Source organism: Pseudovibrio sp. W74 (assembly GCF_001623085.1).
GTDB lineage: Bacteria > Pseudomonadota > Alphaproteobacteria > Rhizobiales > Stappiaceae > Pseudovibrio.
The window spans coordinates 28551-39902 of record NZ_LMCJ01000057.1 but is presented as its reverse complement, the minus strand read 5'-3'; the positions used below and the strand labels follow the sequence as shown (position 1 = coordinate 39902).

At 51.7% G+C, this 11352-nt stretch carries 8 protein-coding genes; 2 read left to right on the top strand and 6 right to left on the bottom strand.

The annotated features are described in order from the left end of the window. From glyS to PsW74_RS23170, 3 genes are all read right to left on the bottom strand, one after another. Positions 1-1525: glycine--tRNA ligase subunit beta (glyS, locus tag PsW74_RS23180; protein WP_193777985.1), on the bottom strand; the 1525-nt coding region annotated here is incomplete at its 3' end. A gap of 205 nt (positions 1526-1730) precedes the next feature. Next, complete coding sequence (locus PsW74_RS23175) at positions 1731-4007, bottom strand: glycoside hydrolase family 3 C-terminal domain-containing protein (protein ID WP_063287247.1); 2277 nt, start codon at positions 4005-4007, stop codon at positions 1731-1733. 247 nt (positions 4008-4254) lie between these two features. Then, complete coding sequence (locus PsW74_RS23170; RefSeq protein ID WP_063287248.1) at positions 4255-5211, bottom strand: glycine--tRNA ligase subunit alpha; 957 nt, start codon at positions 5209-5211, stop codon at positions 4255-4257. A 291-nt stretch (positions 5212-5502) separates the two neighbouring features. Between PsW74_RS23170 and PsW74_RS23165 the strand changes: the two genes are divergently transcribed. Continuing rightward, the gene (locus PsW74_RS23165) at positions 5503-7128 is read left to right on the top strand and encodes an FAD-binding protein (RefSeq protein ID WP_063287249.1); all 1626 of its coding nucleotides are present in this window, start codon (positions 5503-5505) and stop codon (positions 7126-7128) included. An 86-nt stretch (positions 7129-7214) separates the two neighbouring features. Here PsW74_RS23165 and PsW74_RS23160 read toward each other — a convergent pair whose 3' ends face one another. From PsW74_RS23160 to PsW74_RS23150, 3 genes are all read right to left on the bottom strand, one after another. Next, a complete protein-coding gene (locus tag PsW74_RS23160; protein ID WP_208860103.1) occupies positions 7215-7415 on the bottom strand; it encodes a hypothetical protein in 201 nt (66 codons plus the stop codon). Positions 7416-7487: 72 nt separating this feature from the next. After that, complete coding sequence (locus PsW74_RS23155; protein WP_063287440.1) at positions 7488-8348, bottom strand: S49 family peptidase; 861 nt, start codon at positions 8346-8348, stop codon at positions 7488-7490. Positions 8349-8543: 195 nt separating this feature from the next. After that, positions 8544-9545, bottom strand: a complete 1002-nt coding sequence (locus tag PsW74_RS23150; protein ID WP_208988119.1) for a uracil-DNA glycosylase — start codon at positions 9543-9545, stop codon at positions 8544-8546. A gap of 390 nt (positions 9546-9935) precedes the next feature. On the opposite strand from PsW74_RS23150, the gene PsW74_RS23145 reads away from it, so the two are divergent. Next, the coding region (locus tag PsW74_RS23145) for an NAD(P)/FAD-dependent oxidoreductase (RefSeq protein ID WP_244277896.1) at positions 9936-11352 on the top strand (1417 nt) is incomplete at its 3' end.

Genomic DNA, 11352 nt, shown 5'->3' with positions numbered 1-11352 from the left:
GGCGCAGGCTCTGAACCAGAACATCACGCAGTGGTAGGCGCAGGTCGTTTTCCAGCACAAGGCGGATAACACCCAATGCAGCACGGCGCAGCGCAAATGGATCTTTGGATCCGGTTGGCTTCTCGTCGATTGCCCAGAAGCCAGCAAGAATGTCCAGTTTGTCTGCCAAAGCAACAGCGATGGAAACAGGTGATACTGGTACATCATCAGACGCGCCAGCTGGCTTGTAGTGATCTTCAATCGCCTGAGAAACAGCAGTATCTTCGCCCTGTGCTTCTGCATAGTAGCGACCCATCAGGCCTTGCAGCTCAGGGAACTCGAAGACCATCGCAGAAACGAGGTCAGCTTTCGCAAGACGTGCAGCACGCTTGGTCTGCTCGATATCAGCACCAACAAGTGGAGCGATTTCCGCAGCAAGACGCTCAAGGCGATCAACACGGGCAGCTACAGTACCCAGCTTCTCGTGGAACACGATGTCCTGCAGCTTGGAGACGTTGCTCTCCAGCTTGGTCTTCAGATCTGTTTCCCAAAAGAATTTGGCGTCGGAAAGGCGTGCAGAAACAACCTTTTCGTTACCAGCAATGATCTTGGTCCCACCATCCTTTGCAACGATATTTGTAGTCAATGCAAACTTGTTGGAGAGGCGAGATGTTGCTGGATCGCTCAGCACGAAGTTCTTCTGGTTCACCTTAATGGTGAGCTGAATGACTTCGTCAGGCAGCTGAAGGAAACTCTCATCATAGGAACCGATAAGCACGGTCGGCCACTCGTTGAGGCCGGACACTTCATCAAGAAGGCCAGCATCTTCAACCAGTTCAAGACCAAGCGCCATAGCCGCGTTTTTCGCATCTACATTGATGATGTCTTTGCGGCGGTCCGCATCAAGCACAACCTTGGCAGCTTCCAGCTTGGACATATAGTCTTCCAGGCGGCGCACTTCGATTGCCTCAGGTGCCATAAAGCGATGACCATAGGTGGTCCTGCCTGATTTGATGCCATCAATTTCAAACGGAATAACTTCTGGCTCTTCGGTCTCAGGACCGAAGGTACAAACGATTGAGTGCAGCGGGCGAACCCAGCGCAAGCTGCCAGAACCCCAGCGCTGAGACTTTGGCCAAGGGAAGTTGCGAATGATGTCTGGCATCACGTCTGCAACAATATCCTCGGTCTTCCGGCCTGGCTTTTCGATAACAGCGACGTAAAAATCACCCTTTTTCGGGTCATTTTGAATTTCAGCGTCGTCAATAGAAGAAAGGCCTGCGCCACGCAGGAATCCGGCCAATGCTTTCTCAGGCGAGCCAACGCGAGGGCCCTTCCGCTCTTCACGGGTTGCTTTAGAGCCTGCAAGCAAGCCAGCAATGTGCAGTGTCAGACGGCGTGGAGTGGCATAAGCCTTCGCGCCTTCATAGGTTACACCTGCATCAACAAGAGCATTGGTCAGGAGGGATTTCAAATCCTCAGCCGCACGACGCTGCATGCGGGCAGGAATTTCCTCGCTAAAGAGTTCGAGGAGAAGATCTGGCATTGGTGAACGACGCCTTTAACTGGTCAATCAATCGCGAATTTCTAAGGTGGATAGTGCCTAGCAATACTCAAGGGCATTGTCACCCCCAATAGGCAGCGCGGAACCGTAATTGAGCAAAAAACATCAGCCGGGCACAACCAATCAACAGGGGTGTGAACAGCTGCCTTGCATCAGACTTTGTAGTGCTGAGATAATCTAAGCCCGTCTACGCAGGTTCCTCAGTAGTTTCATTGAGTTCGCCAAACAGGTCGAGTTCCAGTCGCAGGCTGTTGGGATCCTGACTGGAGCTGCCCACAACCACTTCATAGACGATGCGCTCAACCACCATCTGGTTGCGTTCACTATCAAATATCGCAAGCTCCTCAATCGGGATGGAGACAGTCACCTGCCTGCTTTCACCTGCTGGAATACGAAGACGCTGGAAGCCCTTCAGCTCCTGTTTAGCGCGTTCTACTGCGGACCCCTTAGGAGCAATATAAACCTGCGAAACTTCTTCTGCCTCAACCTGCCCAATATTGGCGATGGAGAACTGAACGTCAATGCTACCAGTAAGGAGCTCATCAGGCGGTGTAACAACAAATTCCGAATAATGGAATTGAGAGTAGCTCAGACCAAACCCGAATGGATACGCTGGCGTAACATCATCTTTGTCCAGTTTCCTGTATCCATGCCAAAGGTCATAGATCACTTTACGCGCATTGCGATCAAAGTCAGGCAAGTCACTCTCTCGCCTTGGGATGACAAACGGCAGCTTGCCACTGGGGGAGACTTCGCCGGATAGAATGCGGGCAAGTGCAGTTCCTCCCTCCATCCCTGGATACCAATGCAGTAAGATGGCAGCAGGTTTATCCTGCCATTCATTCATCAAAATAGTACCGCCACCCATAACAACCACGACACAGTTGGAATTTGCGGCACAGACCTGCTTAATCAATTCAACATCGTGCGGAGGCAGACGAAGGCTCTGCCTGTCGCCGGAACCATAACCGTCTTCAGCTCCTCCGGACTCCTGAGGTTTGCCCGCAGAACCTCCACCACCAAATGCGCGTAAAAACTGAGAGGCAATCTTCGCTTCTTCGCGGTTCCGAGGTTGAGGAAGAACCTCATGAAAGCGTGCTGCCAGATCAGCGGAGACCCATTCACCTTCACGGCTGTGGTCATTCCCGACCACCAGCACAACGGCATCCGCTCGTTTTGCGATCTGGAGGGCGCGATTGATGTTCTGGCCTCTGTCCTGCCAGATGTCGATCTTGTGTTTGTAGTAGGAACGAAGGCCTGCGAGCGGCGTGGTTATATGTGTCGGCTGTGTATCACTCGTTCCTTTGTCGCCTGTATTGGCGACACTCGCCAAACGACCAATAACACCAATGCTTTGAATGTCCTTAAGAGGCAGAAACCCACCTTCGTTCTTCAGGAGCACAGTCGACTTCTCGGCGGCTTCCTGCGCAACAGATCGAAACTCCGCGCAGCCAACGCGAGTCTTCTCGTAACGGCCTTTCCGCAGCACTCTGAGCTGTTGCAGAATAAGCCTGTAACAGGTGTCATCCAATGCTGCCTCGGAGATCTCTCCATCATCGATCAGCTCTGACAGGTGCTGGTGAAAGTGCAGTTGGAACGGCATCTCCAGATCCATGCCGGCAAGGGCAGCCTCCCTCGCATTGCGTATGCCGAACAGGAAGTCACTCAGCACAAACCCTTTAAACCCCCAATCTGTTTTCAGCAGTTGGGTGAGAAGCTCTTTGTTGTGTCCGCAAAGCTCGCCATTGATGGAACTGTAGGACGTCATGACAGCCGCTGCACCTGCCTCAACCGCCTTCCTGAAGTGAGGAAGATACACCTCATAGAGTGCTCGCTGTCCCACTGTAACATTGAGGGAAAGCTTGGAGTGTTCCATAGATGCCAGAGCAAAGTTTTTGATGCATGCCATGCCATGTTGTTGAACACCGCGAACGAGAGCTGATCCCATTGCGCCGATCAGGAAGCTGTCTTCGCCATAGGATTCCTGTGCTCGTCCCCATGCCGGATGGCGCATCAGGTTAAGTGGCACGCCCCCAAACAACGTGCCACCAAAGGCGCGCATCTCATATCCAATTATTGCGCCAATCCGTTCTTCCAACTCAGGGTCAAAGGTTGCCGCTCTTGCAATCACTGTAGGAAACGTTGTGGCGCCCTTCAGCACGATCCCGCGTGAGCCTTCTGTATAATGAACACCCGGCAAGTGATGCTCTGGCAACGTCCCCGCTGCCCACGGACCGGATTGAGAGCCGTTCTTCATCATGTCCCGAACGCCCGGCCAGAAGGCCTGATCACCGTCTCGCATGGCCAGTTTGTCATCACGGCTCAACCGCGAAACAATCGCACTGGCGATCTGCTCATCACTCAGGTTTTGCGTGGAGGAAGGTTGAGCAGTCATCTCAGGTGGAGGAAGGGAAGAGGATGCTGCAGTGCCATCTTCGTGCGCTTCGGTACTTTCGACAGTCATGGAACAGAGAACTCCGCGAATGCACCCCAATTTGGATCAGCGCATAGATACGCAGGCAGCTGGCAACGGGGGAGTGATTTGCAAATCAAACAGGATATCGCTTTAAAAATATCCGTTTGATTGCAGTCCTGAAAACCTACTGATTATCAGCAGGCATCTTTCAAGGAGTCGTAGGGCAGAGAAGTGACAACAAAAAATGCCGAGGCATTTCTGCCCCGGCACTAAGAATTCATCATGTTGACTGGGACTAGCCTTTGTAGCCCACACCACCAGCTTCGGTCTGCAGGAAGGCTGCACCACAAGCTTTGGAAAGTTCACGCACACGCAGAATATAGCTCTGCCGCTCGGTTACGGAAATGACACCGCGCGCATCAAGCAGGTTGAACACGTGGGAGCATTTAAGCGCTTGGTCATAAGCAGGCATAACAACCTTCTGCAGGCTATCGCCAGCTTTCTCCATCGCTTCTGCGCTTGCTGCCAGCAGACGCTTACACTCGCGCTCATGATCCGCAAAGTGGCGGAACAGCATTTCAGTGTCGGAATGCTCGAAGTTATGACGGGAATATTCCTGCTCGGCCTGCAGGAACACATCGCCATACGTGACCTTCTCGTCGCCTTCAAGGCCGTTGAAGTTCAGGTCGAAAACATTGTCGACACCCTGAACATACATGGCAATGCGCTCAAGACCATAAGTCAACTCACCAGCAACTGGCTTACATTCAAAACCAGCTACTTGTTGGAAGTATGTGAACTGAGAAACTTCCATGCCGTCACACCAGCATTCCCAACCAAGGCCCCATGCGCCAAGTGTCGGGTTCTCCCAGTCATCCTCAACGAAGCGAATGTCATGGATTTCTGTATCAATGCCGATTGCACGCAAGGAAGCCAGATACAGCTCCTGAAGGTTCGCAGGAGAAGGCTTCAGCATAACCTGAAACTGATAGTAGTGCTGCAAGCGCATTGGATTTTCGCCATAGCGACCATCGGTAGGACGGCGAGATGGCTGGACATACGCCACTTTCCATGGACGAGGTCCAAGCGAACGCAGTGTTGTTGATGGATGGGAAGTGCCCGCGCCGACTTCCATGTCATATGGCTGCACAATAACGCAGCCCTGATCGGCCCAGAATCTCTGGAGAGTCATGAGGAGACCCTGAAAGGACTTGGTTGGCTGCATATGTGCCGGAACGGCTTCACTAGACATGGGAGTGTTTCCTGAAAATCCAAAATGTACTGCACCGAAACGGCGCAAAATCCAAGTTGAGGCACAGGTGCCACGTCAAACAGGGAAGGTCAAGCATTCCTGAAAAATCAAAGATATTTTGTGAAAAAGACGGGGAGTAAGGCGGATTACTCTTCTCATGCTCATTTCCGGAATCGCAGCTGTGTTTCGGCGCAGGCCCATACCCCACAATATCAGGGATATTGAGCCCGGGAAAAAGCTTATTTAGTGGCAGGGTCATTGTAGTCTGCATAAAAGCTGGAGAGCGTACCGATGGTGATGTCCCGCCTGCCTGTTCTGAGTGATCGTCAAGGATTTGACCGCCGCTGGTATGCGCCAAGTCTGAAACGCGTCTACGCCCCTGCCTCAGCTGCAGAAGTAAAAGCCGCTTGGAGAGAGGTGATTGCGTCAGGAGCAAAGGCAGGCGAACTGCAAATCACCTGTGGTCGCCACTGCTATGAGAACTTTGTCTACAATGCGGGCACAAAATACATCATCGATCTGACCGGGCTACGCGGTGTGGGCAGTGATCCAAACTACGGGTATTACATCGATGTCGGCTTTGGAAACTGGGATATGTATCGCATGTTCAACAACATGTTTGATACCACATTGCCAGCGGGCAGCTGCTATTCAGTCGGACTAGGCGGGCACATCACTGGCGGAGGGTATGGTCTCTTTTCCCGCGCATTTGGATTGACCGTTGATTACCTGTCTGCAGTGGACGTGGTGATCATGCCTCAAGGGGCTCCAACGCCTGAACTCTATGAGAAAGTTTCTCCCGTGAACCACCCGGATCTGTTCTGGGCGATCTGTGGCGGTGGTGGAGGGAACTTCGGCATTATCACCCGCTACTATTTTCAGGACACTTCGAAAGCACCGCAATATCTTTACACCACCGCGTTTTCATTTGATTGGCAGGATGAAAATGGCAACCTGCTCATTACAGAACCTGTCCTCAGGCAACTATTGGACAGCTTCACCCGGTTCTCACAGGAAGGGCAGGACGGTGATAAATCCAAATGGCCCAGCTTTGGCATATTCCATGCGAACCATCTTGCTGCTGGGAAAATGGTTTTCGCATCCTATTATTTTGATGCCCCATCACTCGGGGTTCAAGGTCAGGAGTATGAGGCCTACCTGAATGACAGGATCAAGGATCAAAAAAGAACACTGGGGGAGATAACAAGATTATCAACCGAGCCGGGCCCCATAAACGGGCATCCATGGCACGGCACTGCAAAGGCTATCAGTCCTGTGAGCGCAACGGTCCAGCTTCGCCGTTTCACGTTTCTGGAAGGCGTTCAAAACACAAATGGTTCCGGTCCAAATCAGTTTGGAAAATACAAATCAGCTTACATGAAGAAAGGCTTCACTGACGATATGGTCGCCGCGCTTCATGAGCATCTGCAGAAGGTCCCGGATGGAGTGTCATTGAGCGATATGAGCCAGAGCCTGTGCCAGATTGACAGTTACGGCTGTGCAATAAATCAGGTCTCCAGCACAGCAACGCCAATCGCACAACGCAGCTCAATCATGAAACTGCAATACCAAACCTATTGGGACAATGACGCGGCAATTGGACAGGATAACAAGCAGCTTGAGGAAGCCCATGTTGGCTGGATCAACAAAATGTATGCTGATGTTTACGCCAAGTATGGCGGTTTTCCTGATCCACGAAACGATCCAGACGACATTGTTGACGGTTGTTACTTCAACTATCCAGATTCATGTTTGGGAGTAAATGGGGAGAACTCACCCGGCATAGATCATGCCATGTATCTCTATTTTCTGGAAAATTACGATACAGGTCCGGCAGATCGAAACCTGCGGGCAATAAAATCAAACTGGAATCCGCAAAACTGGTTTGCTAGCGCGCAGTCTATTCCTGTTAAATAAGGAATACGTGCAACATTACCACGTCACCAGGCCCGCAGACCAAACGTCATGCGGGCACCTGTCAGTCAAAGACTAGAGCAGGGCTCTTAGTAGTTGCTTACAGGGCGGTATTTGCCAGTGGCCGGATCTTCAACCAGACGCGTATATGCTGGGTCAACCGGACGCTTGCGAGCAGTTGCATAGGCAGGCTGTTTCTTGAATGCCATATTGGAAATTTCTTTCTTTACGGCTTTGTAAAGAGCATATCCACCTGCAATCAAAGCAACAGTTCCTAATACCTCAGTCATCTGCATTTTCCTTCCATCACTTATGTGAAGCATTGTTATTTCTGGCAATTTAGGCAATCCTATGGAGATTACTTAAAGACCAAACTTTGCCCAAAGGCTTTTTTCTTCCAGGGTTGCAAGTGCAGCAGCAGGCAATGTGCCAGCAGCCTCATTCAGACCTCCCTGAAGGTTCGCACCGGGAATAAAGCGGCTAAGAAAGCGCTTTTTGGTGCCAACAAATTTCGCTTTGGTTTCTTTGCCGTACCGTTCATGGATCGTGGAGTGAAGATCGCCCAGACCATCTACGAGGCCCAGATCACGCGCTTTGGCTCCAGTCCAAAACAAGCCGGAAAATAGGTTTTCGTCATCGCTCAGCACGTCACCGCGGCGGCTCTTCACCATGTCGATGAACATCTCATGGATTTCGTGCTGCAATGTTTTGAGATGCTCAATGTCCTCTTTAACTTCCGGTGAGAACGGGTCCAGTGTGACCTTCTTGTCTCCGCTGGCATAAACACGGCGCTGAACGCCGGTTTTCTCCAGAAGCTCTGTAAAGCCAAACCCGGCAGATACGACACCAATGGATCCAACAATAGAGGACGGATCAACAATGATGTCATCACCAGCCAGTGCAATCATGTAGCCGCCAGATGCAGCAACATCTTCTACAAAAACAAGAATTTGCTTGTTGTTTTCATCAGCCAGCTGACGAATGCGTTTGAAGATGAGATGAGATTGAACCGGCGAACCGCCAGGTGAGTTGATGGACAAGGCAACAGCCGGAGCTTCTTTAAAGCTGAAAGCTATTTCTAGCGCGTCTTCAACACTGCTCAGGTTCAAACCTGATTTCAATGGAGATGCAGCACCAATAGCACCATGCAAACGGACGACGGGTACGATAGGTCTTACTTTGCCCAATTTGCCCGGAAGGTAGCTGCGCAGCTTGTTCAACAACTCAAAATTCTCCTTTGCGTCGATAACTTGTATGTCGTTGGGGTAACCAACTTCATCCAATATAGGCAGCAATCATCAGGAGAGAAGAGCTTTTGCCAAAAGAAATGGCAATTTACGCAATAAAACGCAACAGTGTGATCCTCATAACAAATCTACACCTTGAGAACTCAGAGAGCCTCATCAAAACAGTGGGGATTACTCGGTTGTTTCAAGCTCGGCACGAATCTGGAGCATGTCTCGCCAGGCATATCTTTTCTCAGCAGGACTGCGCAGAAGATAAGCAGGGTGATAAGTCGCGATCGCCTTGCGCTGAGTACCCTCGCCGCCATAGCTCAGCCATTTCCCGCGCAGCTTGCGAATGCCATCACGGGCACCGCTGAGCGTCTTGGCAGAGGCCGCCCCGAGGAAAACAACAATCTCCGGATCAACCAGCTCAATCTGCCGCTGAATAAACGGACGGCAAATCTCAGTTTCATGCGGGGTAGGGGTGCGATTTCCCGGTGGGCGCCATGGAACCACATTGGCAATGTAAACCATTGACCGGTCAAGTCCGGCAGCTTTCAACATCCGGTCCAGCAGATGACCCGAACGCCCCACGAATGGCACGCCCTGAATGTCCTCTTCGCGTCCTGGAGCTTCCCCAACAAACATGATGCGTGCTTTGGAACTTCCATCCCCAAACACAAGGTTCTTTGCTGTCAGTCGCAGATTACAGCCCTCAAACCCTGCAAGGATTTTCCGTAGCTCATCAAGTGACTGCGCCGAACCTGCGGCAGTTCTGGCCGAACCAACTGTTTCCGCATTCGGAATAACAGCATTCGCGTCTGTCACCGCAGTTGGTGTAGACGTCGTAATAGCTGCTTCCTTGGCAGCACGCTGCCGTTCCAGAATCTTCTTCGCTTCCTGCTTGGCATCTGCGGAGACGCCATTCTCGCGCAGGTTACGTGCCATTTCAGCAGGTGAAACACTGAGGTTTTTGGACTGTGATGGCGCTGGCTCTGGTGCGCTGAACGAGCTGACTGGAGCGATGTTCTGCTGCGGAGCAGGGCGGGTCTGCACCTGCTTTTCCATCTGGTTCTGAGTTTGCGCAAAGCGGTCCACTGGAGCATCTTCCAACGCACAGTCGACGCCGACGGCGCTTAAAAACTCCAGATAAGCCTCCAGCTCGGCGGCATTTGCGACAGGAACTTCAGACATAGCCATTTACTAGTTGTGGCACACAGGTCGGCACAGGCGAAAGGGAATAACTCTTTTGCAATGCACCATGGATGGGCAGCAGCCCAGTCCACCCTATATTCATTATGAAAGCGCAACTGTCCAATAGAAAAACGAGAATGGGCTAACTCAATGGGGAACAGTGTAAAGTGGTTCACGTTAACTTGGGGAAATTACAATAATTCCTTAAGGTGTAGATAGATTTTTTGATGGAGTACCTGACGGAATGCACCTTAAAACGCATTGCGCTATAGTATCCGCTCAATTACACAGAGACTAAATAAAGTTTTGACACTTGAGGTGCTGGAAAATAATGCGCTGCCACATCATTTGACGCGAAATGAAGTGGATAAAGTGTAGAGGGAGAATAATATGTCTGAAGGGGAAACTCTGGCAGAGCGCGAATCCATGGAATTCGACGTTGTGATTGTAGGCGGTGGTCCTGCAGGTCTATCAGCGGCAATCCGGATTAAGCAGCAGGCTGCGGAGAAGGGAGAGGAAGTCTCCGTCGTCGTGCTCGAGAAGGGCTCTGAAGTTGGCGCTCATATTCTGTCTGGTGCCGTGATTGATCCAATTGGCATTGATCGCCTGATCCCTGACTGGCGTGAAGACGAGAGTGCTCCGATCAAGACACCTGTCACAGCAGACCATTTCAATCTGCTTGGCCCTGCGGGTTCCCTTCGTCTGCCAAACTTCCTGATGCCGAAGCTCATGAACAACCACGGCAATTACATTGTGTCTCTGGGCAATGTCTGTCGCTGGCTTGCAGAAAGAGCAGAAGCGCTCGGCGTGGAAATCTATCCAGGCTTCGCAGCAGCTGAAGTGCTTTACGACGATTCCGGCAAGGTGATCGGCGTTGCAACGGGTGATATGGGCGTTGCGCGTGATGGGTCTCATAAAGATGGCTACATGCGCGGCATGGCGCTGCTCGGCAAGTACACGTTGATCGCCGAAGGTGTCCGTGGCTCGCTTGCAAAGACGCTGGTAGACAAGTTCGACCTTGATCGCGACAGTGACCATCCAAAATTCGGTATTGGCATCAAAGAGCTGTGGGAAGTAGACCCATCCAAGCACAAGCCGGGTCTGGTTCAGCACTCCATGGGTTGGCCGCTGGACGGTAAAACCCAGGGCGGTTCTTTCCTCTACCATCTGGAAGACAATCAGGTTGCTGTTGGGTTCGTAGTAAACCTCAACTACCAGAACCCGTATATCTCTCCGTTTGATGAGTTCCAGCGTTTCAAAACCCATGCGGGTGTAAAGGACGTCTTTGAAGGCGGTAAGCGCATTTCATACGGTGCACGTGCCATCTCCGAAGGGGGATATCAGTCCGTACCGAAGCTGTCTTTCCCCGGTGGTCTTCTCATCGGGTGTTCCGCTGGTTTCGTTAACGTTCCGCGCATCAAAGGCTCTCACAACGCTGTTCTCTCCGGCATTCTGGCTGCAGATATGGTCGTTGACTCGCTGGGCCGTGGTGAAGCACACGAAGAGCTGGACCAGTTCGACGGCGCATGGCGCAATTCCGAAATCGGCAAGGATCTCTGGAAGGTACGCAATGTAAAACCATTGCAGACAAAGTTCGGCAGCTTGCTGGGCATGGTCTTCGGTGGCCTCGACATGTGGACCAATGAGCTGATGGGCTTCTCTTTCTTCGGCACCATGAAGCACGGTAAAACCGATGCTGCGAGCCTGAAGCCGGCGAAGGAATGCAAGAAGATCAATTACCCGAAACCAGACGGGAAGATCTCCTTCGACAAGCTGTCCTCTGTCTTCCTCTCCAACACCAACCACG